General features: G+C 67.2%; 25 protein-coding genes. 15 read left to right on the plus strand and 10 right to left on the minus strand.

Annotated elements, in window-relative coordinates; genetic code table 11:
- Window positions 1-243 precede the first annotated feature (243 nt).
- Together ACFOLG_RS02050 and ACFOLG_RS02055 are read right to left on the minus strand one after the other, a co-directional pair.
- Complete coding sequence (locus ACFOLG_RS02050; RefSeq protein WP_386087862.1) at window positions 244-579, minus strand: hypothetical protein; 336 nt, start codon at window positions 577-579, stop codon at window positions 244-246.
- Window positions 580-1,176: 597 nt separating this feature from the next.
- Window positions 1,177-2,787, minus strand: a complete 1,611-nt coding sequence (locus ACFOLG_RS02055) for a methyl-accepting chemotaxis protein (protein ID WP_386087864.1) — start codon at window positions 2,785-2,787, stop codon at window positions 1,177-1,179.
- A 463-nt stretch (window positions 2,788-3,250) separates the two neighbouring features.
- On the opposite strand from ACFOLG_RS02055, the gene ACFOLG_RS02060 reads away from it, so the two are divergent.
- Both ACFOLG_RS02060 and ACFOLG_RS02065 read left to right on the plus strand, forming a co-directional pair.
- The gene (locus ACFOLG_RS02060) at window positions 3,251-5,737 is read left to right on the plus strand and encodes a bifunctional diguanylate cyclase/phosphodiesterase (RefSeq protein ID WP_386087865.1); all 2,487 of its coding nucleotides are present in this window, start codon (window positions 3,251-3,253) and stop codon (window positions 5,735-5,737) included.
- Between the two features lie 122 nt (window positions 5,738-5,859).
- Window positions 5,860-6,198 (plus strand): zinc ribbon domain-containing protein YjdM, encoded by a 339-nt coding sequence (locus tag ACFOLG_RS02065; RefSeq protein ID WP_386087867.1) that lies wholly within the window; start codon window positions 5,860-5,862, stop codon window positions 6,196-6,198.
- A 93-nt stretch (window positions 6,199-6,291) separates the two neighbouring features.
- Here ACFOLG_RS02065 and ACFOLG_RS02070 read toward each other — a convergent pair whose 3' ends face one another.
- Window positions 6,292-7,047 (minus strand): hypothetical protein, encoded by a 756-nt coding sequence (locus tag ACFOLG_RS02070; RefSeq protein WP_386087869.1) that lies wholly within the window; start codon window positions 7,045-7,047, stop codon window positions 6,292-6,294.
- A 144-nt stretch (window positions 7,048-7,191) separates the two neighbouring features.
- On the opposite strand from ACFOLG_RS02070, the gene ACFOLG_RS02075 reads away from it, so the two are divergent.
- Window positions 7,192-8,718, plus strand: a complete 1,527-nt coding sequence (locus ACFOLG_RS02075) for a fumarate hydratase (RefSeq protein WP_386087871.1) — start codon at window positions 7,192-7,194, stop codon at window positions 8,716-8,718.
- 248 nt (window positions 8,719-8,966) lie between these two features.
- Here the strand turns inward: ACFOLG_RS02075 and ACFOLG_RS02080 are convergent, their stop codons facing one another.
- The gene (locus ACFOLG_RS02080; RefSeq protein WP_386087873.1) at window positions 8,967-9,419 is read right to left on the minus strand and encodes an Lrp/AsnC family transcriptional regulator; all 453 of its coding nucleotides are present in this window, start codon (window positions 9,417-9,419) and stop codon (window positions 8,967-8,969) included.
- A 233-nt stretch (window positions 9,420-9,652) separates the two neighbouring features.
- On the opposite strand from ACFOLG_RS02080, the gene ctlX reads away from it, so the two are divergent.
- A complete protein-coding gene (gene ctlX, locus ACFOLG_RS02085; protein ID WP_386087875.1) occupies window positions 9,653-10,600 on the plus strand; it encodes a citrulline utilization hydrolase CtlX in 948 nt (315 codons plus the stop codon).
- Here the strand turns inward: ctlX and ACFOLG_RS02090 are convergent.
- From ACFOLG_RS02090 to ACFOLG_RS02105, 4 genes are all read right to left on the minus strand, one after another.
- The gene (locus ACFOLG_RS02090) at window positions 10,584-11,309 is read right to left on the minus strand and encodes an EF-hand domain-containing protein (RefSeq protein ID WP_386087877.1); all 726 of its coding nucleotides are present in this window, start codon (window positions 11,307-11,309) and stop codon (window positions 10,584-10,586) included. The genes ctlX and ACFOLG_RS02090 overlap by 17 nt on opposite strands.
- Before the next feature lie 106 nt (window positions 11,310-11,415).
- Window positions 11,416-12,534 (minus strand): ATP-binding protein, encoded by a 1,119-nt coding sequence (locus ACFOLG_RS02095; RefSeq protein WP_386087879.1) that lies wholly within the window; start codon window positions 12,532-12,534, stop codon window positions 11,416-11,418.
- 13 nt (window positions 12,535-12,547) lie between these two features.
- The gene (locus ACFOLG_RS02100) at window positions 12,548-13,255 is read right to left on the minus strand and encodes a response regulator transcription factor (RefSeq protein ID WP_349582431.1); all 708 of its coding nucleotides are present in this window, start codon (window positions 13,253-13,255) and stop codon (window positions 12,548-12,550) included.
- Window positions 13,256-13,325: 70 nt separating this feature from the next.
- Window positions 13,326-13,838 carry a hypothetical protein gene (locus ACFOLG_RS02105; RefSeq protein ID WP_386087881.1) on the minus strand — a complete coding sequence of 171 codons (513 nt, stop codon included), beginning with the start codon at window positions 13,836-13,838 and terminating at the stop codon, window positions 13,326-13,328.
- Window positions 13,839-14,093: 255 nt separating this feature from the next.
- Between ACFOLG_RS02105 and ACFOLG_RS02110 the strand changes: the two genes are divergently transcribed.
- From ACFOLG_RS02110 to ACFOLG_RS02150, 9 genes are all read left to right on the plus strand, one after another.
- On the plus strand, window positions 14,094-14,327 hold the full coding sequence (locus ACFOLG_RS02110; RefSeq protein ID WP_386087883.1) for a DUF1272 domain-containing protein: 234 nt from the start codon (window positions 14,094-14,096) through the stop codon (window positions 14,325-14,327).
- A gap of 129 nt (window positions 14,328-14,456) precedes the next feature.
- Window positions 14,457-15,359: an EamA family transporter gene (locus ACFOLG_RS02115; RefSeq protein WP_386087885.1), complete on the plus strand. Its 903-nt coding sequence runs from the start codon at window positions 14,457-14,459 to the stop codon at window positions 15,357-15,359.
- Window positions 15,356-15,814 (plus strand): GNAT family N-acetyltransferase, encoded by a 459-nt coding sequence (locus ACFOLG_RS02120; RefSeq protein ID WP_386087887.1) that lies wholly within the window; start codon window positions 15,356-15,358, stop codon window positions 15,812-15,814. Before ACFOLG_RS02115 ends, ACFOLG_RS02120 begins: the two co-directional genes overlap by 4 nt.
- A 12-nt stretch (window positions 15,815-15,826) precedes the next feature.
- A complete protein-coding gene (locus tag ACFOLG_RS02125) occupies window positions 15,827-16,024 on the plus strand; it encodes a DUF1737 domain-containing protein (protein ID WP_386087889.1) in 198 nt (65 codons plus the stop codon).
- A gap of 11 nt (window positions 16,025-16,035) precedes the next feature.
- Window positions 16,036-16,968: a GlxA family transcriptional regulator gene (locus tag ACFOLG_RS02130; protein WP_386087891.1), complete on the plus strand. Its 933-nt coding sequence runs from the start codon at window positions 16,036-16,038 to the stop codon at window positions 16,966-16,968.
- Window positions 16,969-17,055: 87 nt separating this feature from the next.
- Window positions 17,056-18,009 carry a 23S rRNA (adenine(1618)-N(6))-methyltransferase RlmF gene (gene rlmF, locus ACFOLG_RS02135; RefSeq protein ID WP_386087893.1) on the plus strand — a complete coding sequence of 318 codons (954 nt, stop codon included), beginning with the start codon at window positions 17,056-17,058 and terminating at the stop codon, window positions 18,007-18,009.
- A 248-nt stretch (window positions 18,010-18,257) separates the two neighbouring features.
- Window positions 18,258-19,217, plus strand: a complete 960-nt coding sequence (locus ACFOLG_RS02140; protein WP_386087895.1) for a LysR substrate-binding domain-containing protein — start codon at window positions 18,258-18,260, stop codon at window positions 19,215-19,217.
- A 105-nt stretch (window positions 19,218-19,322) separates the two neighbouring features.
- On the plus strand, window positions 19,323-20,435 hold the full coding sequence (locus tag ACFOLG_RS02145) for an NAD/NADP octopine/nopaline dehydrogenase family protein (RefSeq protein ID WP_386087897.1): 1,113 nt from the start codon (window positions 19,323-19,325) through the stop codon (window positions 20,433-20,435).
- A gap of 37 nt (window positions 20,436-20,472) precedes the next feature.
- Window positions 20,473-21,243, plus strand: coding sequence for a transporter substrate-binding domain-containing protein (locus tag ACFOLG_RS02150; protein WP_386087899.1), 771 nt, complete (start codon window positions 20,473-20,475; stop codon window positions 21,241-21,243).
- Window positions 21,244-21,343: 100 nt separating this feature from the next.
- Here the strand turns inward: ACFOLG_RS02150 and ACFOLG_RS02155 are convergent, their stop codons facing one another.
- Window positions 21,344-22,600, minus strand: coding sequence for a DEAD/DEAH box helicase (locus ACFOLG_RS02155; protein WP_386087901.1), 1,257 nt, complete (start codon window positions 22,598-22,600; stop codon window positions 21,344-21,346).
- Window positions 22,601-22,791: 191 nt separating this feature from the next.
- Here ACFOLG_RS02155 and ACFOLG_RS02160 point away from each other — a divergent pair, with 191 nt between their 5' ends.
- Complete coding sequence (locus ACFOLG_RS02160) at window positions 22,792-23,718, plus strand: alpha/beta hydrolase family protein (protein WP_386087903.1); 927 nt, start codon at window positions 22,792-22,794, stop codon at window positions 23,716-23,718.
- 58 nt (window positions 23,719-23,776) lie between these two features.
- Here ACFOLG_RS02160 and ACFOLG_RS02165 read toward each other — a convergent pair whose 3' ends face one another.
- The gene (locus ACFOLG_RS02165; RefSeq protein WP_386087905.1) at window positions 23,777-24,652 is read right to left on the minus strand and encodes a LysR family transcriptional regulator; all 876 of its coding nucleotides are present in this window, start codon (window positions 24,650-24,652) and stop codon (window positions 23,777-23,779) included.
- Between the two features lie 101 nt (window positions 24,653-24,753).
- Here ACFOLG_RS02165 and ACFOLG_RS02170 point away from each other — a divergent pair, with 101 nt between their 5' ends.
- Window positions 24,754-25,755, plus strand: coding sequence for a YeiH family protein (locus tag ACFOLG_RS02170; protein ID WP_386087907.1), 1,002 nt, complete (start codon window positions 24,754-24,756; stop codon window positions 25,753-25,755).
- The last annotated feature ends 41 nt before the right edge of the window (window positions 25,756-25,796 follow it).

The following is a 25,796-nucleotide window of genomic DNA, read 5'->3' on the forward strand; positions in this document are numbered from 1 at the left end:
GAAACGCTGCCTGCTCATGACACCTCCTTGTAGGGCCTAGTGTGAGGCTCTTGAGGTGTCTAGGAAAGGAGGGGCGATTCAAGCCGTAAGTGCGAAGCGAGCCACTTCGGATTTTCTCTTCGAGAGCAATAAGTTCATCGGCGATGTTCATGGACTTACGCATAACGTTGGACGTAACGGGCGCCGGAGCGCAGCGGAGGGAACCAAACTGCGCAGCAGTTTGGCGTCCCGTTGACGGACTGGTTAGCCTGCGGGGTCATCGGTCGATCCGGATGTGCCGGGGGAAAGTGCTCGCGCGTAGACCATTGCCATGAAGTGCGCATTGGCGACAGCCAGTGCCATGGACACCAAGGCAAGGATCTCGCCCTGCTTGCCCGAGAAAGCCGCAACAAAGCCGACCACTAGTAACACAAGCGACCCCGGTAGGGAGAGGAGGCCAATCACGAGCATGATGAGCAGACAGATATTGTTGGCCTCATTGGACATCGAGTGGCCAGAAAAGCCGAACGCTAGCGTTGCCAAAAGCGGAGCGCTAAGAACGAAACCAAATGGGAAGAACGGCCAAAGCGGCGTTTTCATAACAGGAGCGGGCTAACGTGAAATATACATCTGTGTAGGTGTATATTAAGTCAATCAATGTGTATAACTCAGACCTATGTTTGTGATTATCCATTTATTTTCAATGACATGGATTCATGCAAGCCGCGAAATACACAACCAAACGGGACTGCTAGCAGTTTGCATCCCCCGGATGCCTCATTAGTAGCCATTTGAGCATGTTCCCACGTGATGGATGGCCCCTAACGTCGGCTAGCCGGAAGTGTAAAGAATTTCTGCTTCTGCCCGACTGCAGACATGCTAGCACATGTGCATGAGCATCTGCTTTGACCGAAGTTCACGCATGGACCGTTCGGCAAGTTTCCACTGCAAGCAGTCATTAGATGAGCTGCGCTGTATCCCTCTTAAATGGCCGTTACTGGCCAATGGCAGCCAAGCCAGCACAACTGCACGACTACCCCCATCGCCGTTGCGGCAGCATAAAAAAGGCAGCCATCACGGCTGCCTTTTTTGCGGAGGTGAATCAGCGGCTTATTCCGCCGCGGCTGGCGGCGCGGATATTACCGCCAGCAGGCCGCCAGTTTTTGTTGCCGGCGTCGCATGCGGCGCGCGGCGTGCTTATACCCGGTAAACCGCGACCTCGCTTTCCATCGCGTGCGACAGGTTCTGCAGCCGGCTGGCCAGCGCGGTCACGTGCGAGGCGGCGGCGGAGTTTTCTTCCGCCATCTGCGCCACGGTTTCCACCTGGGTGGCGATGCTGTTGGCGGCGGTGCCCTGTTCGCGGATGGCGTGGCTGATTTCGCCCACCAGGTGGCGGCTCTGCTCGGCTACTTCGGAAATCTGCTGGATGGCGCCGCGCGCCTTGCCGGCCTCGTCCACGCCGCTTTCCACGTTGTGCACCACGCCTTGCATGCGCTCGGCGGCGCTTTCCGACACCGTCTGGATGGCGCCGATGATGGCGGCGATTTCCTGGGTGGATTGCGCGGTGCGCTCGGCCAGTTTACGCACTTCGTCGGCCACCACGGCGAAGCCGCGGCCCATTTCGCCGGCGCGGGCGGCTTCGATGGCGGCATTCAGCGCCAGCAGGTTGGTCTGGTCGGCCACGTCCTTGATCACGTTCACCACCACGGCGATCTGGCGGGTGCGCTCGGACAGCTGGCTCATTTCGCTGGCGGCGTGCTCCACCGCGCCGGCGATGCTTTCGATCGACTGGCTGGTGCCGCTGATTACCACCGCGCCGCTCTGGGCGCGGCTGCCGGTGTCCTGCGCCAGAGTATTGGCCTCCTGGGTGCGGTCGGCGACGTGGTTGATGCTGACGGTGATCTGTTCCAGCGCGGCGGCCATGGTGGAGGCGGACTCGCTCTGCGCATTGGAGCCGGCGGCCACCTGCTTGGCGGAGCCGGCCAGCTCGGTGGCCGATTGCGATACATCGCGCGAGGCGGTGATCACCGTGCGCAGGCTGCCCTGCAGTTTTTCGATCAGCTGGTTGAAGGCGGTCAGCATCTGCGCGATTTCATCCTTGCCCTTCACCTCGCAGCGGGTGGTGAAATCCAGCGATGCGGCCAACTGCTGGATGCTGGCCTGGCCGCGCTGCACGCTGCCGACGATCTGGCGGTAGGTCAGCAGCCCCAGCACGGCGAGCAGGGCGATGGACAGCACGGCGACCGCGGCGGCGATCAGGCGGGCATTGCTGCTCACCGCCTGCGCCTGCGCCTTGGCGTCATCCGCCAGCTGCTGGTTGTAGTCCAGGTGTTCCTTGGCAATGCCCTGGATGGCGATGAAACGCTCGCGCATGGCGTTGGCCTGGCGTATCGCTTCCTCGGTCTGGCCGCTGCTGGAGGCGGCCAGCGCCGGCGCGTACAGTTTGTCCAGCTCCGCCACCCCGGCTTCCAGCTGCTTCAGGTAGGCGCCGTCCTTGTCGCTGATCACCATCGGCGCGTAGGCCTGCAGTGCCTTGCCGATGGCGTCGCGGTGCTGGCGCAGCGATTGCTCGATGCCCGGCTTGTGGGCGGCATCGACGGCGACGATATGCGCCAGCAGCGAGTTGCGTTCTTCCAGCAGCTCCTGGTTGAAGCTGCCGAGTATCTTCACGCTGGGCAGCACGTTGTCGCCGATGTTTTCCAGCTCCTGGTACAGGCGGTTCAATTGCAGGAAGGTGGTGCCGGCCAGAATCAGCAGGCCGGCGATGGCCACCGAGATCAGCAGGATGAGGCGCTGGGAAATTTTCATGGACGTCTCCTGGGGCGAGGGCAGCTAGATTTTATTTTTACGTTAATCGCGATTTGCTTGGCAAGCGCTAAACTGCAGTTAATTAAATTGGCATGGTTTATTGCTTATGTTGATTGAATTTCAGCAAGCGGTGGTATTTTGAATTAATGTGGAAATATTTAACCGCTAGAATAAATTTAAAATTACCTGTCATCACCGGAAGCGATCATGGGGCCGGCGTATATTGTGTAAGGCGTATAACTCGGCCCGCATAGTGGTGTGAGCAAGGGCATCATTGCCGCTGGATTTCCGGCGGGCGGGATATTGTTTATAACTCTGGCATGGTCGCTGTAATGAAACAGCATTTATTCTTGAAATCGACAGCTTTGCTGCGCCAGATCAACTGTGCTGCTGGCGGTGTCATGCCGTTAGTGCCGTGCGCGTATTTTGCTGATACCTCACTTTGCCGTGGAACCGTGCTGCCATGATCCAATTGCCCGCCATGCCCCCGACCGCCGCGACTGCTGCGACCAGGCTGCCGCCGCAGCAGCTGGCGGCCATGCTGTGCGCGCTGATCAGCGGCCTGCTGTTGCTGCAGCTGGTGTTTCCCGGCTGGCTGCGAGTGCCGGATTACGCGGCGCTGCACACCTTGCTGGAGCTGCTGTCCATCACCATGAGCCTGCTGGTGGCGGTGATGTCCTGGTTCAAGACCGACAGCAGCCGCCAGCTGCGGGTGCTGGCCATCGGCTTCATGGTGGTGGCGGTGCTGGACAGCCTGCATGCGGTGTCCTACCCGGTGCTGCCGGGCTTTCTGGGGCCGAACACGCCGCACAAGGCCATCGTGCTGTGGCTGGGCGCGCGCAGTGCCGTGGCGCTGGCGATGCTGTGCATGCTGCTGCCGGAGCGCCAGCAGCGCAGTGCCGCGCCGTTGCTGCTGGTGTACGGCCTGCTGTTTGCGGTGTTGGGCGTGGGCTACCACGCCGCACTGCCGCCGCTGTATGTGCCGGGGCTGGGGCTGACGCCGCTGAAAGTGGCGCTGGAATGGCTGCTGGTGGCCGGCTATCTGCTGCTGGCCTGGCGCATCCAGCGTGCCGGCCTGAGCATCCCGGCCGGGCCATGGTTGGCCGCAGGCTTGCTGGTGCTGGCGTTCGGCGAGCTGTTTTTCTGTTCCTACCGGCTGGTGGACGATCTGGCCAATGGCCTGGGCCACGTGTTCAAGGTGATCGGCCAGGCGTTTTTCCTGCGCGGGGTGATCGAAACCCGGCTGCTGCTGCCGTACCAGCAACTGACCGCCGAGAAGGCGGCGCACGAGGATGCGCTGGGGCGGCTCAACGCGCTGGTGGCCGGTGCGCCGCTGGGCATCCTGGTGGTGGATGGCGGCGGGCTGATCAGCAGCAGCAACCACGCCGCGGAAAACATGTTCCGCGCCGCGCCGGGGACGCTGGACGGCCTGACCGTCGACGAACTGGTCGGGCATGACTTGCGCGCCGCGCACCTGCGCCATCGCGTGGCCTACCACGCCGCGCCGCAGGTGCGGCGCATGAGCGAGCGCCAGGGGCTGCAGGCGCTGCGGCGCGATGGCAGCCGCTTTTACGTCAACGTGGCGCTGGCGCCGCTGCAGTGGGGCGGGCGGCAGCACACCTTGGCCTTCGTCAGCGATGTCAGCGCCGAGGTGCGGCAGAACCTGCAGCTGCAATGGCTGGCCGACCACGACGAGCTGACCACGCTGCCCAACCGCCGCGCCACGCTGGAGCGTCTGGCGGCGGCGCTGCGCCAGCCGGGGCACGGCGCCTTGCTGGTGTTGAACATCGATGCGCTGGGGCGCATCAACCAGGTGTTCGGCCACCGCGTCGGCGACGAAGTGCTGGTGGCCAGCAGCCGGCGGCTGCAGGGCCTGCTGCTGCCGGGCGAGCAGATCACCCGCCTGCAGGGCGACAGCTTTGCCGTGATCATGTGCGGCGAGGTGCCGGTCGAGGCGCGCGCCGCGGTGCTGCTGGCGGCGTTTAGCCTGCCGTTCCAGCTCAGCGGCGAGGTGCGGCTGCAGGCCAGCGCCACCGCCGGTTACAGCCGTTTCCCGGACGACAGCCAGCAGCCGGACCTGCTGCTGCAGTACGCCGAGCTGGCGATGGCGGCCGCCAAGCGCAGCGGCCAGCACGGCGTGCGCGCGTTCAACGCGGCGCAGCCGGCGCAGAGCCGGCGCTGGCTGGAGCTGGCCAGCCAGCTGGCGGCCGGCCTGCAGCAGGACGAGTTCTTCCTGGTCTACCAGCCGCGCATTGCGCTGGACGGCGGCCAGGTGGCCGGCTTCGAGGTGCTGCTGCGCTGGCAGCCGGCGGCCGGCAGCATCAGCCCGGGCGAGTTCATCCCGGTGGCGGAGGAAACCGGCTTCATCCTGGAGCTGGGGCGCTGGGTCTTCGAGCGCGCGCTGGCGCAACTGGCGCAGTGGCAGCGCGCCGGGGTAGCGGTTGGCCGCATGGCCATCAACCTGTCCACCCGCCAGCTCAGCGATGCCGGGCTGCAGGATTTCCTGCTGCAAAGCTGCGCCCGCCACGGCATCAGCCCGGCGCAGCTGGAGCTGGAAATCACCGAGACCGCGGCGATGGAAAACCTGGAGTGGGCGTTGCCGGTGCTGCAGCGGCTGCGCGCGCTGGGTGCCTACATCGCGCTGGACGACTTCGGCACCGGCTATTCCTCGCTGGCCTATTTGCAGCAGCTGCCGGTGTCGGTGCTGAAGATCGACGTGGCCTTCGTGCGCAACCTGGATCGCGAGGAAGGGCGGGCGGTGGCGCGTACCATCATCACCCTGGCGCAGAACCTGGGCTGCAACACCGTGGCCGAAGGGGTGGAAACCGAGGCGCAGCGCGGCTGGTTGCTGGCCAACCATTGCGACGAGATGCAGGGCTTCCTGGAGGCGCGGCCGCTGCCGGCGGCGGCGGTGGCGCCGTATCTGCAGCGCAAGCGCGATGCCGGCTAGACCCCGCCAGCAGTAGGGGGACTGGCAAAGCCCCCGCCGGCAGGCGCATAATGCGCGCTTTCTTTTTTGCGGACGGCGGCGGCCAACGTTGCCGGCGCCCGCCACTTGCTACAAGGTCCCGTATGAGCCAGCTGCCCAATTGCCCGCAATGTCATTCCGAATTCACCTATGAGGACGGCAGCAACTACGTGTGCCCGGAGTGCGCGCACGAGTGGCCGCAAGTCGCGGTCGAAGAGGCCGACACCGCGCGCGTGGTGCGCGACGCCAACGGCAACGTGCTGCAGGACGGTGACAGCGTTACCGTGATCAAGGATCTGAAAGTGAAAGGCTCGTCGCTGGTGGTGAAGGTGGGCACCAAGGTGAAGAACATCCGCCTGGTGGATGGCGACCACGACATCGATTGCAAGATCGACGGCATCGGCGCCATGGGGCTGAAGTCGGAGTTCGTGAAGAAAGCCTGACGCGGCGTGCCGGGTCGAAAAAAGCCAGCGTGCAGGTGCCGCTGGCTTTTTTGTTGCCTGCGGCCAACGTTGGCCGCCACGCGCCGCCGTTGCTCACGGCGGCGGCGGTTCCGGCGGCAACTGCAGCGCGGCGCGCCAGCGCGTCAGGCTGCCGTCCTGCTGCAGGCGGCGGAACTGCGCCGCATAGTTGGCCGCACGCTGGCGGTTGGAGCCGGGGCTGAACGCCAGATACAGCGCGCCGGAGATGGCCGGCAACGCCAGTGCCGGCTCCAGCGCCTTGCCGTCCAGGCCGTTGCTGGCCAGCCAGTAGTGCAGCACCGTGCTGCTGGAGAACGGCAGCAGGTCGATGCGGCCGGCAAACAGCTTGTGGATATTGCTCAGGTCGTCGCTGCTTTCCTGCAGATTGTCGTTCATCACAAAGCCGTGCTGCAGCAGGTAGCGCGTTTTCATGTCCTGCGCGGTGACACCCAGCTGCCAGCGCCGCGCCGCCGCCAGCGTGCGCGGCGCCACTTCCGGCCGGCTGCGCAGCCGCCACAGCTGCACGTCGTTGCGGGCGATCTGCCCGACCCAGCCGTAGCGCGTCTCGCGCGCCGGCGTGCGCGCCAGGCAGAAGATCAGCGTGTCGGGCGTGCTCTCGGCGATCTGGTAGGCGCGCGCCCACGGCAGGAAGCGGATATCCAGCGTGTCGCCGTTGCGCGCGGCCAGCGCCTTGGCCGCCTGCAGCGCCAGGCCCCACGGCTGCGGGCCGGCGCTCTGGAACGGCGGAAACTCGGTGGTGACCGCCAGCAGCCTGGCCGCGTTGGCGGCCACTGGCAGGCAGGACAGCAGCAGGAGCAGGGCGGTGCGCATGCCGTACGATATCCAAGGGTAATAAAGGACGCAGCATGCGCGCTAGGTCGGGGCCTGACAAGTAGCCGACGATGGCGCACTGCAGCGTAACTCCCTAAAATGGGCGGGCTAACCCGAAACAGCCCCACGCTGGAGATCGCAACAATGACCATCATCCGTCAGGAAGACTTCGTCCAGAGCATCGCCGACGCCTTCCAGTACATCAGCTACTACCACCCGAAAGACTACATCGACGCGCTGTACCAGGCGTATCTGCACGAAGAGAGCCCGGCGGCCAAGGACGCCATGGCGCAGATCCTGATCAACAGCCGCATGTGTGCCGAAGGCCACCGCCCGATCTGCCAGGATACCGGCATCGCCGTGGTGTTCCTGAAAGTGGGCATGAAGGTGCAGTGGGACAGCACCCTGAGCGTGCAGGAGATGGTCAACGAAGGCGTGCGTCGCGCCTACCTGAACCCGGACAACAAGCTGCGCGCCTCGGTGCTGCTGGATCCGGCCGGCCTGCGCAAGAACTCCAAGGACAACACCCCGGCGGTGGTGCACTTCGAGATCGTCGAGGGCGACGAGGTGGAAGTGATCTGTGCCGCCAAGGGCGGCGGTTCGGAGAACAAGTCCAAGTTCTACGCGCTGAACCCGTCCGACAGCATCGTCGACTGGGTGATCAAGACCGTACCGACCATGGGCGCCGGCTGGTGTCCGCCGGGCATCCTCGGCATCGGCATCGGCGGCACGCCGGAAAAGGCGATGCTGCTGGCGAAAGAGTCGCTGATGGACCACGTCGACATCCACGAGCTGAAGGCGAAAGCCGCCAAGGGTGAAGAGCTGAGCCGCGTGGAAGCACTGCGCCTGGAAATCTTCGAGAAGGTGAACGCGCTGGGTATCGGCGCGCAGGGCCTGGGCGGCCTCACCACCGTGCTGGACGTGAAGATTCTGGATTACCCGACCCACGCCGCCAGCCTGCCGGTAGCGATGATCCCGAACTGCGCCGCCACCCGCCACGTGCACTTCCACCTGGACGGCAACGGCCCGGCCAAACTGGAAGCGCCGAAGCTGGAAGACTGGCCGGAAATCACCTACGACAGCTCCAACGGCAAGCGCGTGGATCTGGACAACATCACCCCGGCAGAAGTGGCCAGCTGGCAGCCGGGCGACGTGCTACTGCTCAACGGCAAGATCCTCACCGGCCGCGACGCCGCGCACAAGCGCATGATCGACATGCTGAACAAGGGCGAGCAGCTGCCGGTGGACTTCACCAACCGCTTCATCTACTACGTCGGCCCGGTTGATCCGGTGCGCGACGAAGTGGTCGGCCCGGCCGGCCCCACCACCGCTACCCGCATGGACAAGTTCACCCGCCAGATGCTGGAGCAGACCGGCCTGCTGGGCATGATCGGCAAGGCCGAGCGCGGCCAGATCGCCATCGACGCCATCAAGGACAACAAGGCGGTGTACCTGATGGCAGTGGGTGGTTCCGCCTACCTGGTGTCCAAGGCGATCAAGGCGTCGAAAGTGGTCGGCTTCGAAGACCTGGGCATGGAAGCCATCTACGAGTTCGAGGTGAAAGACATGCCGGTGACCGTGGCGGTGGACTCCTGTGGCACCTCGGTGCACAACACCGGCCCGGCCGAATGGCGCATCAAGATCGGCAAGATCCCGCTCAACGCCGGCTAAGCCACTGCTTGCGGCCAACGTTGGCCGCAAGCAAGCAACGCCCGCCCGGTTACCGGCGCGGGCGTCAGGCTGCAGACCAGGTGGCATGTTTCCGTGCTACCGGACCCGGCAAAGCCGGGCCGCTCCGGATAAGAGATTGATGCGGCAGCCTTGCTGTTTTCACCACAAAGCCCTGCGCGATGCCGCAGGGCTTTGTCAGTAATCTCACGCCCGCCCCTTACTGGCGCGGGCGTTTTGCATGGCGGGCGCTAGCGGCCGCCGAGCTTGATCTGCTGCAGCTGCGGGCTGCTGACGATGCGCGCGATGCGAAAGCGCTGGTCATCCAGCCAGCTGCCGGACAGCTCGCGAAAGTGTGCCAGATCGCGGCAGTGCACCCGCAGCTGGTAGTCGAACTCGCCGCTCACCAGCCAGCAGTCCACCACTTCCGGCGTGTCGCGCATGCTGTGCTCGAACGCCTGCTGCGCGCTGCGCCCCAGCTTGTCGCCCAGCGCCAGCTGCGCCATTACCACCACGCCTTCCTGCTGCGGCAACGCCACCTCGGCATGGTAGCCGCGGATCACGCCGGTGCGTTCCAGCTTGCGCACCCGCTCCTGGCAGGGGCGGGCGGTCAGGTGCACCTGTTCGGACAGCGCCTGGTAGGTGATGCGGCCGTCGCGGCGCAGGATGTCGAGGATTTGCAGGTCGATACGGTCCAGTTGCATGGGCTTGGTCTTGTAAACGGAAAGGCTGTCGAATCAATCGTGGCGCGGGCGCGGCCCGGCCGGGGCGGGGCCGGCAGCAGCGCAGCTGCCGCCTGGCAGCGGAATCTGCTGCCGCGGGCGCGATAACGACTGCAAGTGTGCGTCACACCGGGTGGATTCGTCGTTTATCAATGCGACACCTTTTGCACAATCCAGCCATGTCCACTCGCCGGCCACCGTTGCCCCCCGCTGCCATGCAAACCACTTCCCGCGTGCTGATGATTCGCCCCTGCCGCTTCGGCTTCAACCCGGATACCGCCGCCAGCAATGCCTACCAGCAGGCCACGCTGGCGGAAGCGGAGGCGCAGGCCGCGGCGCTGGCCGAGTTCGACGCCTACGTGGCGCTGCTGCGCGCCAACGGCGTGACGGTGCACGTGTTCGATGACACCCCGACGCCGCACACGCCGGACTCGATCTTTCCCAACAACTGGTTCTCCACCCACGCCGACGGCAGCCTGTACCTGTACCCGATGGAAGGCGCCAACCGCCGGCTGGAGCGGCGGGTGGACATCGTGGCCTGGCTGCGCGGCAGCTTCGCGGTGCGCCAGCTGGTGGACCTGTCGCCGGCCGAGCAGCACGGCCGCTATCTGGAGGGCACCGGCAGCATGGTGCTGGACCGTGCCAAGCGCCGCATCTACGCGGCGCTGTCCAGCCGCACCCACCGCGACGAGCTGCAGCAGTTCGCCCGCCGCCTCGATTACCAGCTGACGGCGTTTACCGCCACCGATGCCGCCGGGCGGCCGATCTACCACAGCAATGTGCTGCTGTGCGTCGGCCCGGAGTGGGCGGTGGTGTGTCTGGAGGCGGTAGCGGATGCCGAGGAGCGCGACCTGCTGCAGCGGCAGCTGCTGGCCGACGGCAAGGAGGTGATCGCCATCAGCCGCCAGCAGGTGGTGGCGCTGGCCGGCAATATGCTGGCGCTGCACAACGCCGCCGGCGAGGCGCTGCTGGTGCTGTCGCAGCGCGCGCATGAGGCGCTGGACGCCGTGCAGCGGCAGCGGCTGGCGGCACACGGCCGGCTGCTGACGCCGGCCATTCCGGTGATCGAGACGCTGGGCGGCGGCGGGGTGCGCTGCATGCTGGCCGAGCTGTTCCTGCCGGAACACCCGGCCGCACCGGCGGCGTTTACACCGCGGTACTGAACAGCTGGCTGTTGCCGCTGTCTTCGCTGTTGCCGTACTGGCGCAGCATGCCCAGCAGGCGGTGCAGCGCGCGGGCATTCACCGTCCGGCTGTCGCTGCTGCTGTCGCTGTTGTCATCGCTGGCCGAGCTGTTCTGCGACTGCTCGTAGGCGATGCTTTCCTGGAAGCTGACCTTGCCGTCGCCATCGGTATCGGCGGCGTCGAAGTTGGCCGCAAGGGTGGAAAAACGGTCGGCGGCGGCGGTGTCGCCGCTGTCGCTGGCGCTGCTGGCCATGGCGGACAGCTGATCCTGGTCCAGGCCGTCATCGCTGCCCTGCGGCGGCGGGGGCGGCATGCCGCCACCCATCATGCCCTGCATGCCGCCGGCCATCATCTGCTGCGCCATGCCCTGGGTGCGCATGGCGTTGAACTCGCTGTCCATCTGCGATTCGATTTCCTTCAGCTTGCTGGTCAGCTCGTCCTGCGTCAGCTTGCCGTCGCTGTTGCTGTCCAGTGCGGAAAACAGCTGCTGGCCGTCGTCGCTGCTGCCGCCGATGGCGCTGAGCGCATCGCTGAAATCGCTGGCCTGCAGATAGCCCTGATCCTGGGTATCCAGCGTCTTGAACAGGTCGGCGGCCATCTCGCTGGCATCCGGCCGGCGCGGGCGCTGGCCCTGCATGGCGGGCATCGCGCTCTGGTAGCCGCCATAACTGCCTATAGCACTTGTCATGGTATTTCTCCCTATACCCGAGGGTGCGGGCACACGTGCGCCCGCCGGTATGGCGGGGTGTTGCCAGTGTGTAGGCGCTATGTCTACTGCATGTACTGACTTGGTATCAGGCTTGATACAAAGCGGCGGCGGTATCCAGCGGCAGCTCCAGCCGGGCGGTGAGCCCGCCCTCGGCGGCATTGAACAGCGTCAGCTTGCCGCCCATGCGCCGCGCGGCATCGCGGGCGATCGACAGCCCGAGGCCGGTGCCGCCGGTGTGGCGGTTGCGCGACTCTTCCAGCCGCACAAACGGTTCGAACACGGTGTCCAGCTGCGCTTCCGCAATGCCCGGGCCGTGGTCGTGGATGTCGATGCGCAGCTGGCCGGCAGCGCACAGCAGGCTGATTTCCGCCTCGCCGCCGCCATAGCGCATGGCGTTTTCCAGCAGGTTTTCCAGGCAGCGGCGCAGGCTGGCGGGCAGGGTGTACAGCCGGTCGGCATGGCCGCTTGTGCTGACGTGGTAGCCCTGTTCCTCGGCGTCCTCCGCCATCGCCTGCACCAGCGCGGTGACGTTCAGCCATTGCCAGGCTTCTTCCTTGGCATCGTCGCGCAGGTAGGCCAGGGTGGCGTCCAGCATCGCCGCCATGTCGTCGATGTCCTTGCCCAGCTTGGCCTGCAGCGTGGCGTCTTCCAGCTGTGCGCTGCGCAGGCGGATGCGGGTCAGCGGCGTGCGCAGGTCGTGCGACACCGCGGCCAGGAAGCGGCTGCGTTCGGCCATCTGCTGGCGCAGCTTGTCCTGCATGCGGTTGAACAGGCGGGCGGCCTGGCGGGTTTCTTCCGGCCCGGCTTCTTCCACCGGCGGCGCCTGCAGGTTGTCGCCCAGCAGGGCGGCGGCATGGGTCAGCTGCTGGATCGGGCGGGTCAGCCGGCGCGCGCCATACCAGGCCAGCAGGCTGATGATGGCCAGGGTGACCAGCTGCGCCAGCCAGAAATCCGGCGGGAAGTGCGGGCGGTTGCTGCGTGGCGGCGGCGGGCGCAGCAGCGGTGCGCTGCCCGGCGGCAAGGTTGGCCGCAGGCTGCTGCGCGGCGGCTGGCTGCTGGCTGCCGGCGGGCCGGGCGGCTGGTGCGGCCCGAAGAACAGGAACAGGCTGGTCATCACCAGGTGCGAGGTGAGCAGCACCGCCACCACCAGGCCGAACAGGCGGGTGAACACGGTATCGGGAAACAGCCGTAGCAGACGTTTCATCAGGCGGGTCCTGTCATTCCACTTTGCAGTCGAACAGATAGCCTTCGCCGCGCACGGTTTTCAGCAGCCGCGGCGATTTCGGGTCGTCGCCCAGCTTCTGCCGCAGCCGCGACACCAACAGGTCGATGCTGCGGTCGAACGCCTCGATGGCGCGGCCGCGGGCGGCATCCAGCAGCTGTTCGCGGCTGAGCACGCGCTGCGGGCGCTCCAGGAACACGCACAGCAGCCGGTACTCGGCATGCGACAGCGGGATCAACACCTGCTCCGGGGTGGTGATCTCGCGCTTGATGTGGTGCAGCGTCCAGCCGGCAAAGCGCACTTCCTGCACTTCCAGCGGCTGCTGCTGGCGCTTGCTGCGGCGCAGGATGGTATGAATGCGCGCTACCAGCTCGCGCGGGTCGAACGGTTTCACCACGTAGTCGTCGGCGCCCAGCTCCAGCCCCACCACGCGGTCGGCCGCTTCGCCGCGCGCGGTCAGCATGATGATGGGCGTGTCGCCCTGGCGGCGGATCTGGCGGCACAGCGCCAGGCCGTCCTCGCCGGGCAGCATCAGGTCGAGAATGATCAGGTCGAAGCTGTCGCGCGCCAGCATGTCCTGCATGGCGGCGCCGTCTGCCACCGTGGTGCAGAGCATGGCGTAGCCGCGCAGGTAATCGGCGAGCAGGCTGCGGATATCCGGATCGTCATCGACAATGAGCAGGCGTATGGCTTGGGCAGACATAGAGGTTCCGTGGCTGGAAAAGGGGCTGCGGGTGTGGCGCGGTTGGCCGCCAGGCCAGCGCTACCCGGCCTCACGGTTTGGGCGTGGCACCTTCGCGCGGCATGCCGGGCAATGCGGGCGGCATGTTATCACCGGATTGCGCCAGCAGGTATTGTCGCACCTGCGCGGCCTGCTGCGCAGACAGGCTGTCAAAGAAGCTGACCCACTCGGCGCCGGTGAACGGGCTGTCCTTCGCCGCCGGCAGCGCATCGCGCAGCGCCACGCTTAGCGGCACTTTCGGGTTGGCCAGATTGTCGCGCAGCGCGGCCTGCGCCAGCTGCGCGGCGCGGCGTTGCGCCACCATGCGCGCCAGGCGCGCGGTTTCCGCCTGCTGCCACAACACTTCCTGGCGGGCGTTCAGTTGCAGCTGCGGCAGCAGCGGTTCCAGCGCGCCGGCTTCGGCGTGCGCGCGGCCGTCGGCATGCGGCGGCGGGCAGGCGGCGGGGGCGCCGTTCGGCGGCAGCGGCTGGGCGGCGATGGCGGTGGCGGCCAGCAGGCCGGCAAACAGTGCCAGCAGGCTGCGGCTAAGGCGAGGGTGTGACATGGCTTGGGCTCCGTGCAGGGTTGGGTTGCCGTCAGCCTGCAGTGTTGCAGCCGGCCATATCGCGTGCTTGTCGGCTTTGTATCATGCCGCTTACAGCCGGCTGTGCCGGGGTGGAATGGCGTAATCCGTCCGCTGTGCGGCCGGAAACTGCCTCGTGAGCGCGGCCGGCCTGCGTCACAATGGCGCTATCGCCCACCCCTGTCCGGTTGGCGGATGGCCGCTTTCGCCCGTGCCGCCACCCCGAGGAGAAACAGCATGCTGGCCTTGCGCCCCGGTTGTGAATGTTGTGATCGCGATCTGCCCGGCGACAGCGCCGAGGCGCTGATCTGCAGCTTTGAATGCACCTTCTGCCGCGACTGCGCGGCGGCCATGCAGCAGGTCTGCCCCAATTGCGGCGGCGAGCTGCTGCCGCGGCCGCGGCGCAGCGGTGCGCGGCTGGCGGCCAACCCGGCCAGCAGCCAGCGCGTCTACAAGCCGCGCCAGCTGTAACCGCCCAGCGCAGAACACACTGTTGCTGTTGCCGCTGGCATGGGCCGGGTAAGGTAATGGCCCTGGCCGCGGCGGCGTGATGCCGGCCCGATACCGCCAGCTTTGCATGCATAAACGGGAGCGCAAGCCATGAACTGGCAAGACCGACTGATAGCCCTCGCCATCGTGGCGGTATGGGGTTTCAACTTTGTGGTGATCAAGTGGGGCGTGGCCGGGGTGCCGCCGTTCCTGCTGGGCGCGCTGCGCTACAGCGCAGCGGCCGCCATCGGCCTGCTGTTCGTGCGCCGCCCGGCGCTGCCGTGGCGCTGGCTGGCGCTGTACGGCATCAGCGTCGGGCTGGGGCAGTTTGCCTGCCTGTTCACCGCCATCAAGCTGGGCATGCCGGCCGGCCTCGCCTCCATCGTGCTGCAGTCGCAGGCGTTCTTCACCCTGCTGATCAGCCTGCTGTGGCTGCGCGAAGGCTTTACCCGCTGGCAGCTGTCCGGCCTGGCCGTCGGCAGCGTCGGCCTGTACCTGATCGGCGGCCTGGGCGCCGCCGGCCTGCCGCTGGCCGGCTTCTTGCTAACCCTGTGCGGTGCGCTCAGCTGGGCGTTTTCCAATGTGGTGGTGCGGCGCATCGTGGCCGCCGGCCACAAGCCGGACATGCTGGGGCTGGTGGTGTGGAGCAGCCTGGTGCCGATCCTGCCGTTCTTCGCGCTGTCGGCGCTGTTCGAGTCGGCGCAGATCGACTGGAGCCTGGTGTTCAGCGGCAAGAGCCTGTTCGCGGTGGCCTATCTGGCGCTGATCGCCACCCTGTTCGGCTATGGCCAGTGGAGCAAGCTGCTGGCGCGGCATGCGGCCAACGTGGTGGCACCGTATTCGCTGCTGGTGCCGTTCTTCGGTGTGCTGTCCTCGGCGCTGGTGCTGGGCGAGCGGCTGAACTTCTGGCAGCTGGCCGGCGGCGCGGTGCTGCTGGCCGGGCTGGCGGTGAACGTGTTCGGCCCGCGGTTGCTGGCCATGGCGCGGCGCCCGGCCGTGACGGGGCAGGCATGATGGCGCTGCAGATCCGCCCGGCCACGCTGCAGGACTACCCGGCATGGTGCGCGCTGTGGGCCGGCTACAACGCCTTCTACGGCCGCCACGGCGACACCGCACTGCCCGAGGCGCAGCTGCGGCTGACCTGGCAGCGGCTGCTGGACGATGCCGAGCCGATGCAGCTGTGGCTGGCGGAGCTGGACGGCCAGCTGGTGGGGCTGGCGCACGCGATCTACCTGCGCAACACCCTGCTGCCGCACTACGCCTGCTACCTGCAGGACCTGTTCACCGCGCCGCAGGCGCGCGGGCAGGGGGTGGCCAGGGCCTTGATCGCGGCGGTCGGCGACGCTGCCCGCGCGCAGGGCTGCCCCAGCGTGTACTGGCACACCCATCAGGACAACACTGCCGCGCGCCAGCTGTACGACAAGCTGGCACGCGATACCGGCTTCATCGTGTATCGCACGATGCTGTAAGGAAGAGGACTTATGAAGCTGTACCGTTTATTGACCGGCCCGGACGATGCCGCCTTCTGCCTGCGCGTCACCGAGGCGCTGAACCGCGGCTGGCAGCTGCACGGCCAGCCGACGCTGACCTTCAACGGCGAGCGGGTGATCGCCGGCCAGGCCATCGTCAAGGAAGTGGCCGGCGAGTTCCACCCCGACATCAAGCTGGGCGAACTGTAGGCGCGCACGGCATGGACATCTGGTTTCTGCTCACTCCGCGCTACCTGGCGCTGGATTTCGTCGGCCCGGCCGAGGCGCTGCGCATGGCCATCGAGGAGGGCGCGCCGTTCCGCCTGCGGGTGGCCGGGCCGGCGCGCGAATGTGTCAGCTCGCTGGGGCTGGCGTCGCTGATCGATCCGCTGCCGGACATCCTGCCCGTCGGCAGCCTGGTGATCCTGTGCGGCACGGTGGACGAAGACGCCGACTATGCCACGGCCGAGGCCGCACAGCTGGTGGCCTGGTTGCGCCGGCACATCACGCCGCAGGTGCAGCTGGCCACCATCTGCTCCGGCGCCTTGCTGGCCGGCATGGCCGGGCTGCTGGACGGCCGCAGCTGCACCACCCATCACAGCATCGTGCCCAAGCTGGCCGCCGTGGCGCCGGCGGCGCGGGTGCTGGACAACCGCATCTTCGTCGAGGACGGCAACGTGGCCACCTCGGCCGGCATCACCACCGGCATGGATCTGGCGCTGGCGCTGATCGAGCGCCATGCCGGCGCCGACATCGCCGGCCGCGTGGCGCGGCGCATGGTGCTATACGCGCGCCGTGCCGGCGACGATCCGCAGCTGTCGCCGTGGCTGGCGTTCCGCAACCACCTGCACCCGGCGGTGCACCGCGCGCAGGACCTGATCGCGCGCGAACCGGCGCAGCGCTGGCCGGTGGAGCTGCTGGCCGAGCGCGTGTACCTGAGCCCGCGCCACCTCACCCGGCTGTTCCGCGAGCAGGCCGGCGTCGGCATCGTCGAATACCAGCAGCGGCTGCGCATCGCCGTGGTGCGCCAGCTGCTGCAGCAGGGCAGCAGCGTGGAGCGCGCGGCGGAAGGCGCCGGTTTCAGCTCGGCGCGCGACATGCGCCGGGTGTGGCAGAAATACCAGCCGGGCAGCCCCGGCCAGCACAGCGCCTGAGCCGGCGGCGGCACAAAGGTTGGCCGCAGTCCTGCAGGGCGGGCAATAAGTCCGTACAATCCGCCGATTGATTTTGCGGTACCCGCCATGACGACTCCTACTCCCGACAGCAAGCCCGGCCTGCACTTTCGCAGCGCCCATCGCAACCCGTACGACTTCGCCCAGCTGATCGCGGTCAACCCCGAGCTGGCCGAGTTCGTGCGCCACAACGAGCACGGCATCGAGACCGTGGACTTCCACAACCCGGCGGCGGTGAAGGCGCTGAACCGTGCGCTGCTGATGCACCACTACGGCGTGCTGTTCTGGGATATCCCGCCCGGCTACCTGTGCCCGCCGATTCCCGGCCGCGCCGACTACCTGCACCACGCCGCCGACCTGCTGGCCAAGAGCAACAAGGGCACCATTCCCAAGCGCGTCACCGTGCTGGACGTGGGCGTGGGCGCCAACTGCGTGTACCCGATCATCGGCCGCAGCGTGTACGGCTGGCGCTTCGTCGGCTGCGACATCGACGCCGACGCGCTGCGCATGGCGCGCCTGCTGGTGGACGCCAACCCGCAGCTGAAAAGCGGCCTCAAGCTGCGGCAGCAGACCCACCCGGGCGACGTGTTCGACGGCATCATCAAGCGCGACGACCGCTTCGACCTGACCATCTGCAACCCGCCGTTCTACGGCTCGGCGCAGGAGGCGGAGGCGGCGGCGCGGCGCAAGGTGGCCAACCTCACCGGCCAGCGCATGGCCAATGTCGAGCTGAACTTCGGCGGCAAACACCACGAGCTGTGGTGCGAGGGCGGCGAGGAGTTCTTCCTGGCCACCATGGCGCGCCAGAGCGTGCGCTACGGCCACCAGGTGGCGTGGTTCAGCTCGCTGGTGTCCAAGGTGGACAATGTGCGTGGCCTGCAGCGCGAGCTGGAAATGTGCGACGCGCGCCGCGTGGTGGTGCTGGAAATGGCGCAGGGCAACAAGGTCAGCCGCGTGGTGGCGTGGACCTTCCTCGACAAGGAAGAAATGGCCGAGTGGCGCGACACGCGCTGGGAGTCGTAAGCCCGCCAGCGTCAGCAAAAACCCCGCCGGGATGCCGCGCGGGGTTTTTTTATTGCCGGTCACCCGGCGGCCACATTTGTCGTGGTGCGCTGAAGCTGTTTACCATGCGCGTCGTGCCGCCGAGACGGGGTCGCCATCTCCGGCAAGCACATCTTTGAAACGTGGGCGTGCCGCGTCGCCGCTCGTTGTTGCCTGGTCTTGCGCTGAGACGCGCGACGTTGCTCAGGCAAGCCGCAGCAGGAGTCGGTATGAAGTTCCAGCAGATTAGTGCATTCAAGGCGGTGATCGAGTTAGGCACGGTGACGGCTGCGGCCAACTATCTGCATATCGCCCAACCGGCGGTAAGCCGGCTGATCGCCTCGCTGGAGGACGCGGTAGGCTTTCCCTTGTTCGAGCGCATCAAGGGGCGCCTGCAGCCCACGTCGCAGGGGCAGGCGTTTTATCTGGAGGTGGACCGGGCGTTTGTCGGGCTGGAGCGTCTGCGTCAAAGCGCCAGCAGCATCCGGCAGCAGCACAGCGGCAGCCTGGTGCTGGCGGCCATGCCGCTGTTGTCCAACCTGTTCTTGCCGGAGGCACTGCGGCTGTGCCTGCAGCAGGGCTTTCAGGGCGCCATGACGCTGCAGACCTTTCGTAGCGAGGAAGTGCTGCAGCGGGTCGCCATCCAGACTTGCGATATCGGTTTTGCGCTGGGCTGCGAGGCTGGCGAAGGCATGAGCGGGCTGCGGGTACGTTGCGACAGTATCTGCCTGCTGCCGCCGGCGCACCCGCTGGCGCAATGGCATCGTCCACTGACGCCGGGCGACCTGGCCGGCACCGCCTTGATCCGCAATGAACAGGACCCGGCGCAGCAGCTGCTGGACCATGCTTTCCGCCAGGCCGGCATTCATCGTCATGATCCGATCGAAGTATCGTTCGCCAGCGCCCTGGCCAGCCTGGTGGCTGCAGGGGTGGGCGCCGCGGTTACCGACCCGTTCACCGCCCATATCGCCCGCAACCAGAACGAGTTGGTGACCATTCACCGCTTCGAGCCGGCGCTGCCGTTCGAATTCCTGATTCTGTTGCCCACCTTGCGGCCGCTGGCACCGTTTGCCCAGCAGTTCCTGCGCGGCTTCTTCGAGCTGGCCCGCGAGGAGGGCATCCTGTTGCAAGTGGCGTACCTGCCGCATGGCGAGAGGCTGTTCGGTGGTGAGCCACCGTGGTTGCCGTGAAATAACCATAACGTTACGGCATGGATTCAGCTGGAAATAGCATTTTTCCTGGTTATGGAGTGCGGCCAAGATGGCACTGAAGATCACTCACCAGAGAATCAGTCCATGTCACCGCTCCGTGTTTCCGTTCTTGGCGCCGGCAATGCCGGCCTGACCGCTGCCTATCACCTCAGCCGCGAGGGGGTAGAGGTCTGCCTGTATGGCGCCCCCGGTTTTGATCAGCAACTGGATGCCATCCAGTGCCAGGGCGGTATCACCGCGCTGGCCGAGCTGGAGGGCGAGGCCCTGCAGCTGGCCGGCCACGCCGCGCTGCACACGCTCACCCGCTCGCTGGCCGCTGCGGCCGCCTTCGCCGACATCCTGCTGCTGCCGGTACCGTCCTTTGCCCAGGAAGCCTTGTTCGTGGCGCTGCTGCCCCATCTGCGCAGCGGCCAGCTCATCTGCCTGATGCCCGGCAATTACGGCTCGTTGGTGTTGCGACGCTTGCAGCGGGAGCATGGTTATGCGGCGCTGGATCTCACTTTTGTCGACTGCATTTCCATTCCCTGGGCGACGCGCATCGTGGCGCCGGCACAGCTGGCCATTTTCGGCGTCAAGCGTCACCTGCCTGCCGCCGCCTTGCCCGCCGGCCGTACCCGCGCGGCATTGGCGCGCTTGCAGCCGCTGCTGCCGCTGCCGCTGACCCCGCTTGGCAATGTGCTGGAGGCGGGGCTGGAAAACATCAACTTCGGCGGGCATCCGCTGCTGACCATCTGCAGCATGGGGCTGCTGGAAAACAGTGGCGGCCGCTTCAGCTTCTACCGCGACTGCTGCTCGCCTGGCGTGGCGCGCGCCGCTGAACAGCTCGATGCCGAACGGCTGCAGGTCGGAGCCGCGCTCGGCCTGAGGCTGCGCAGTGAGCTGGCGGCGATGAACGATCTGTACGGCACGCAGTTTGACAGCGTGCTGGCACTGAACCGGCAAAGCGATACCCACAGCAAGCTGCATAGCGCGCCGGAGGGGCCGCAGTCGCGCTATATCAGCGAGGACGTGCCCTATCTGCTGGTGCCCTGCCACGAGCTGGCCCGCCTGTGCGGGCTGGCGACGCCGATTCTGGATGCCTGCCTCAATCTGGCCGGCGCCTTCAACCAGACCGATTACCGCCGGCATGGCCGGACACTGGCCAGCATGGGCCTGGCCGGCACGCCGCCGGCTGCCCTGCTGGCGGCGCTGGACTGATGTGGTCTGTTACCCCGTGAAAACCAAGGAGAGCATCATGAGCAAAACGATCAAACAACGGGCGCTGGCCGGCCTGCTGCTGGCAATGCTGGGCACCGCACACGGCGAGACGCTGCGCTTCGGCATGGATGGCAACTACCCGCCGTTCACCAAACAGGGCGCGGATGGCAATCTGCAAGGTTTCGACGTGGATATCGCCCAGGCACTGTGCCAGGCGATGCAGGTGAGCTGCCAGATCGTGCCGCAAGACTGGGATGGGCTGATTCCCGGCCTGAACGCCAATAAATACGATGCCATCCTGTCGTCGATGTCGATTACCGCCGAGCGCAGGAAGGCGGTGGATTTCACCGGCAAGTACTACCACGTGCCGGCGCGCATGATCGCCAAAGCAGGTACCACCATCGGCGCCAAGGATTTCAACGGCAAGCGTATCGGCGTGCTGCGGGCTTCCACGCAAGAGAAATATGCCCGCGATGTGTGGGGCAGGAACGGCGCCAGCATCGTGGTGTACGGCAAGGCACCGGAGGCGTTTCTGGATTTGAAGTCCGGGCGCGTGGACGGGGTGTTCGTGACCAGCGAAGTGGGCGACCAGGACTTTATCCAGACCAAGCAGGGGGCGGGCTACGCCTTTGTCGGCGCGCCGATTACCGATGTCCGCTACTTTGGCGAGGGGGCCGGTATTGCGGTGAAGAAAGGCAATGCCGCCCTGGTACAGCGCCTGAACCAGGCCATTGGCCAGATTCGCAAGAATGGCAGCTACGGCAAGATTCAGAAGAAGTACTTCTCGGAAGACATTTTCGGCGAATAACTGCTTGTCCCGGCAACTGCACCGGCCCAAACGCGCTGCGGCCAACCTTGCCAGGTTGGCCGCATTTTTCATGCGCGCGAGGGCGGGGCGCTCGCCGCGCTCAGCCCGCTGGCGGTTTGTCCGTGCCGGCTGCGGCCGCAGCAGCCGCGCGCAGCTTGTCCTTCTTGCTCATGCGCTTGCCCTTGATGCCGCCGTTGTCGTCGCAGGCGGCCAGGCGCGGCGCCGGCTGGTCGGTCGGTTCGAAGCCGGGCAGTACCTCGCGCGCCAGGCGCAGGCCGAGGCGTTTTTCGATCAGGCGGAAGTGGGCGCGGCTGTCGGCGTCGATCAGGCTGATCGCCACGCCGCTTTGCCCGGCGCGGCCGGTGCGGCCGATGCGGTGGGTGTAGTCCTGCGGCGAGCGCGGCAGCGCCACGTTGATCACCGCCGGCAGCGCCGGCACGTCGATGCCGCGTGCCGCCAGGTCGGTGGCCACCAGCACCTGCAGCGTGCCGTTCTTCAGGTTCTCCAGCACCCGCTCGCGCCGGCCCTGCGCCAGCTCGCCATGCAGCGCAGCGGCGCGGATGCCTTCGCGTTGCAGCCACTGCGCCAGCTCGGCGGCATCGTGTTTGCTGTTGACGAACAGCATGGCCTGCGGCCAGGCCTGCTGTTGCAGCAGCTGCAGCAGCAGGGCGTTGCGGCGGCGGGCATCCACCTCGATGGCGCGCTGGGCGATGTCCGGCACCTCGGCGTTGTCGATCTGCACCCGCTTTGGCTGCTGCAGCAGGCCGGCCGCCAGCTGCTGAACGTTGGCCGCAAAGGTGGCGGAGAACAGCAGCGTCTGCCGCTTGGTCGGCAGCAGTGCCAGGATGCGCTGCAACTCGTCGGCAAAGCCCAGCGCCAGCAGGCGGTCGGCCTCGTCCAGCACCAGCGTATCGATATCGGCTGGCTGCAGGGCGTTGTTGTCGATCAGGTCCAGCAGCCGCCCCGGGGTGGCGATGACGAAATCGGCGCCGCCGCGCAGCGCCAGCAGCTGCGGGTTGATCGACACGCCGCCATAGGCGGTGACGATCTTGACGCGCGGCAGGTGCGCTGCCAGCTGCTGCAGCGTGGCGCCGACCTGCTGCGCCAGCTCGCGGGTGGGCAGCAGGATCAGCGTGCAGCGTTTGCCGTGGCCGCCTCTGGCCAGCAGCCATTTTTGCAGCAGCGGCAGGCTGTAGGCGGCGGTCTTGCCGGCGCCGGTGTGGGCGGTGGCCAGCAGGTCGTGGCCGGCCAGAATCAGCGGAATGGCCGCCTGCTGGATGGCGGTGGCGGCGGGGTAGCCGGCTTCGTCCAGCGCGTGCAGCAGCGCCGGGTCGAGGGCAAAGGCGGAAAAGGGCATCGGCGGGCGTGGCTTGCGCCAGGCGGTAAAAACGGGAAGGCGGCAGTCTACGGGGTTTCCACTGTGGCAACTAGCGCAGCACGCCGACGGGCGGCGGCGTAGCGGTTGACGGCGGCGGCGGAGTGCGGTTTATTCAATCGATAGTTTGAACGGCCGCGCAGATGGCCGCCGCTACCACCACGGGAGGAAACATGACGATACGCCAGCAAGATATCCAGGTGCCGGTCACCGACCGCGACACGCTGTTCCTGAAACGACTGCGGCCGACCGGCAAGCCGGACGCGCCGGCGGTGCTGCTGCTGCACGGGGTGATGGCCAACGGCCGCATCTTCTACTCCGCCAGCGGCAAGGGCCTGGCGCCGTATCTGGCGGCGCACGGCTACGATGTGTTCGTGGCTGACCTGCGCGGCCGAGGCCACAGCACGCCGCGTATCGACCGCCACGCGCGCCACGGCCAGACCGAAACCATCACCGAAGACCTGCCGGCGCTGCATGCCGCGGTACGCCACATCAAGGGCGGGGCGCCGCTGCACTGGATGGCGCACTCCTGGGGCGGGGTGCACATGAGCAGCTGCCTGCTGCGCTTCCCGCAGCTGATAGCCGAAGTGCAGAGCCTGGTGTATTTCGGCAGCAAGCGCAGCGTGCATGTGCGCAACTGGCGCAAGACGCTGGAGGTGGACCTGCTGTGGAATATCGTTGGCCGCCTGCTATGCCGTGCGGTGGGCTACCTGCCGGCGCGGCGCATCGGGCTGGGCGCGGACGATGAAACCGACAAGAGCCACCGGCAGAGCAAGCAATGGGCGCAGGTGGCGCCATGGGTGGATAGCGACGACGGCTTCGACTACGCCGCCGCCGCGCAGCGGCACCGCCTGCCGCCGGCGCTGTACTTCGCCGCGCAGAATGACCCCTGTCGCGGCCATCCGGCCGATGTGAAGCGCTTTCGCGACGAGAGCGGCGCGCACCTGTCGCGCTTGCGGCTGCTGGCGCGGCACAGCGGCCATCGCCACGATTACGATCACGTCAGCCTGCTCACCCACCCGGATGCGGCGCGCGACCACTTTCCGCTGCTGCTGCACTGGCTGGCCGGCAACTACCGCCAGGTGGTGGAGAACTACTGAGCCGCACCGGCGCCGTGCGGCGGGTAGCTAGCGCAGGCGGCCGGAAACGGGCGGTGCCTCAGGGGGCGGCATCCAGCTGCAGCAGGGCCTGCATGCCGCGGCTTGGCGGGCGGTCGCGGTGGCGCACGCACCACAGCGTGCGCGCCAGCGGCGGCAGGTCGCCGGCCAGCTCCAGCAGGCTGCCGTCCGCCAGCAGCTCCGCCACCACGCGCCGCGACAGGCAGCTGATACCCAGCCCGGCCGCCACCGCGCGCTTGATGGCCTCCGAATCGCCCAGCTCCATTTCCAACCGCAGGCTGCCCAACAGCGGCAGCAGCACGCGCTCCACCTCTTCGCGGGTGCCGGAGCCGGCCTCGCGCAGCAGCCACGGCGCGGCGGCCAGTGCCTCGCGCGTCAGTACGCCCTGCGCCAGCGGGTGGCTGGCGGCGGCGATCAGCACCAGCTCGTCCTGCTGCCACGGCGTAGCCAGCAGTTCCGGGTGGTGGCAGGGGCCTTCAATCAGGCCGAAATCCACCCGCAGCGCCGCCACCGCCGCCACGATGTCGCGGGTGTTGGCCACCTGCAGTGCCACCTTGCATTGCGGCCAGTCGCGGCGCAGTGCGGCCAACCTTTGCGGCAGCAGGTAGTTGGCGATGGTGGTGCTGGCGCCCAGGCGCAGCGACAGTGGCGCCTCGCCGAACAGTTGCTGCAACGCCATCGCCTCGTCCAGCAGGGCGCGGGCGCGCGGCAGCAACGCACGGCCGTTCTCGTTCAGCTGCAGCCGGCGGCCGACGCGATCGAACAGCGTGGCGCCCAGCGCGGCCTCCAGTTGCGCCAGCGCCTGGCTGGCGGCGGATTGCGACAGCGCCAGCACGTCGGCGGCGCGGGTCACCGACTCGGCATCGGCAATGGCGGCGAACACTTCCAGTTCGCGCAGGCTCAGTTTCAGGCTCATTGATCGGTTTTGCTGATTTATCTGATCGATATTATCCGTTTTACCACTAAAAGCCGGCTGCGTAAGCTGGCGGCACCGTTAAACCTGCTGGTGCTATCGATATGCAAAAAACTGCATATATCAGCGGCGTCGCCGCCGCGCTGCTGCTGGCCGCCGCCGCGCAGTGGCTGGCCGCGCTGCCGTGGTTGGCCGCCCATGCCATCTCGCCGCTGCTGCTGGCCATCGTCGGCGGCATGCTGCTGGCCAACCTGCGGCCGCTGCCGGCCGGCTGGCTGCCGGGGCTGCGGCTGTGCCGCCAGTCGCTGCTGCGCGCCGGCATCGTGCTGTTCGGCCTGCAGCTGACGCTGGGCCAGCTGCAGCAGCTGGGCGGGCGGGTGTTGCTGATCGATGCGCTGGTGCTGGCCTCCACCTTCGGCCTGGCGCTGTGGCTGGGGCGGCGGCTGGGGCTGGACCGCGACAGCTGCGTGCTGATCGGCGCCGGCAGCGCCATCTGCGGCGCGGCGGCGGTGCTGGCCACCCAGCCGGTGATCCGCGCCAGCAGCGAGCGTGCCGGCGTGGCGGTGGCCGGGGTGGTGCTGTTCGGCAGCATCGCCATGCTGCTGTACCCGTGGCTGTATGGCCTGCTGGCGCCGCTGGGGCTGAACCAGGCCGGCTACGGCGTGCTGACCGGCTCCACCCTGCACGAGGTGGCGCAGGTGCTGGTGGCCGGCAAGGCGGTGGGCGAGGCGGCGGCGGCCAGCGCGGTGCTGACCAAGATGCTGCGGGTGATGCTGCTGGCGCCGTTCCTGCTGCTGCTGGCCGCGGTGTGGCAGCGGCGCGCGGCGGCGCAGGGCCAGCGGGCGCCGATCGCCGTGCCGTGGTTCGCCTTCGGTTTCATCGCCGCGATCGCGCTGAACAGCAGCGGCTGGCTGCCGCCGGCACTGCACGATGGCTTGCTGTTGCTGGGGCGCCTGCTGCTGGCGGCGGCGATGGCGGCGCTGGGGCTGGATACCCGCTTTGCCGCGCTGTACCGCGCCGGCTGGCGGCCGCTGGCGCTGGCGGCGCTGCTGTTCGGCTGGCTGCTGCTGGGCGGCGGCGGCATCAACTGGCTGTTGCGGGCTTGATGCAACGCATTGGCGGCGGCAGCGGCGCATGGTAGAAAGCC

The sequence above is a fragment of the Vogesella facilis genome (genome assembly GCF_042648525.1).
Taxonomy (GTDB): domain Bacteria; phylum Pseudomonadota; class Gammaproteobacteria; order Burkholderiales; family Chromobacteriaceae; genus Vogesella; species Vogesella facilis.

Excerpts from the sequence above, each read along its gene's own strand:
- ACFOLG_RS02050 (WP_386087862.1), bottom strand. The coding sequence starts at position 579 with ATGAAAACGCCGCTTTGGCCGTTCTTCCCATTTGGTTTCGTTCTTAGC.
- ACFOLG_RS02055 (WP_386087864.1), bottom strand. The coding sequence starts at position 2,787 with ATGAAAATTTCCCAGCGCCTCATCCTGCTGATCTCGGTGGCCATCGCC.
- ACFOLG_RS02060 (WP_386087865.1), top strand. The coding sequence starts at position 3,251 with ATGATCCAATTGCCCGCCATGCCCCCGACCGCCGCGACTGCTGCGACC.
- ACFOLG_RS02065 (WP_386087867.1), top strand. The coding sequence starts at position 5,860 with ATGAGCCAGCTGCCCAATTGCCCGCAATGTCATTCCGAATTCACCTAT.
- ACFOLG_RS02070 (WP_386087869.1), bottom strand. The coding sequence starts at position 7,047 with ATGCGCACCGCCCTGCTCCTGCTGCTGTCCTGCCTGCCAGTGGCCGCC.
- ACFOLG_RS02075 (WP_386087871.1), top strand. The coding sequence starts at position 7,192 with ATGACCATCATCCGTCAGGAAGACTTCGTCCAGAGCATCGCCGACGCC.
- ACFOLG_RS02080 (WP_386087873.1), bottom strand. The coding sequence starts at position 9,419 with ATGCAACTGGACCGTATCGACCTGCAAATCCTCGACATCCTGCGCCGC.
- ctlX (WP_386087875.1), top strand. The coding sequence starts at position 9,653 with ATGCAAACCACTTCCCGCGTGCTGATGATTCGCCCCTGCCGCTTCGGC.
- ACFOLG_RS02090 (WP_386087877.1), bottom strand. The coding sequence starts at position 11,309 with ATGACAAGTGCTATAGGCAGTTATGGCGGCTACCAGAGCGCGATGCCC.
- ACFOLG_RS02095 (WP_386087879.1), bottom strand. The coding sequence starts at position 12,534 with ATGAAACGTCTGCTACGGCTGTTTCCCGATACCGTGTTCACCCGCCTG.
- ACFOLG_RS02100 (WP_349582431.1), bottom strand. The coding sequence starts at position 13,255 with ATGTCTGCCCAAGCCATACGCCTGCTCATTGTCGATGACGATCCGGAT.
- ACFOLG_RS02105 (WP_386087881.1), bottom strand. The coding sequence starts at position 13,838 with ATGTCACACCCTCGCCTTAGCCGCAGCCTGCTGGCACTGTTTGCCGGC.
- ACFOLG_RS02110 (WP_386087883.1), top strand. The coding sequence starts at position 14,094 with ATGCTGGCCTTGCGCCCCGGTTGTGAATGTTGTGATCGCGATCTGCCC.
- ACFOLG_RS02115 (WP_386087885.1), top strand. The coding sequence starts at position 14,457 with ATGAACTGGCAAGACCGACTGATAGCCCTCGCCATCGTGGCGGTATGG.
- ACFOLG_RS02120 (WP_386087887.1), top strand. The coding sequence starts at position 15,356 with ATGATGGCGCTGCAGATCCGCCCGGCCACGCTGCAGGACTACCCGGCA.
- ACFOLG_RS02125 (WP_386087889.1), top strand. The coding sequence starts at position 15,827 with ATGAAGCTGTACCGTTTATTGACCGGCCCGGACGATGCCGCCTTCTGC.
- ACFOLG_RS02130 (WP_386087891.1), top strand. The coding sequence starts at position 16,036 with ATGGACATCTGGTTTCTGCTCACTCCGCGCTACCTGGCGCTGGATTTC.
- rlmF (WP_386087893.1), top strand. The coding sequence starts at position 17,056 with ATGACGACTCCTACTCCCGACAGCAAGCCCGGCCTGCACTTTCGCAGC.
- ACFOLG_RS02140 (WP_386087895.1), top strand. The coding sequence starts at position 18,258 with ATGAAGTTCCAGCAGATTAGTGCATTCAAGGCGGTGATCGAGTTAGGC.
- ACFOLG_RS02145 (WP_386087897.1), top strand. The coding sequence starts at position 19,323 with ATGTCACCGCTCCGTGTTTCCGTTCTTGGCGCCGGCAATGCCGGCCTG.
- ACFOLG_RS02150 (WP_386087899.1), top strand. The coding sequence starts at position 20,473 with ATGAGCAAAACGATCAAACAACGGGCGCTGGCCGGCCTGCTGCTGGCA.
- ACFOLG_RS02155 (WP_386087901.1), bottom strand. The coding sequence starts at position 22,600 with ATGCCCTTTTCCGCCTTTGCCCTCGACCCGGCGCTGCTGCACGCGCTG.
- ACFOLG_RS02160 (WP_386087903.1), top strand. The coding sequence starts at position 22,792 with ATGACGATACGCCAGCAAGATATCCAGGTGCCGGTCACCGACCGCGAC.
- ACFOLG_RS02165 (WP_386087905.1), bottom strand. The coding sequence starts at position 24,652 with ATGAGCCTGAAACTGAGCCTGCGCGAACTGGAAGTGTTCGCCGCCATT.
- ACFOLG_RS02170 (WP_386087907.1), top strand. The coding sequence starts at position 24,754 with ATGCAAAAAACTGCATATATCAGCGGCGTCGCCGCCGCGCTGCTGCTG.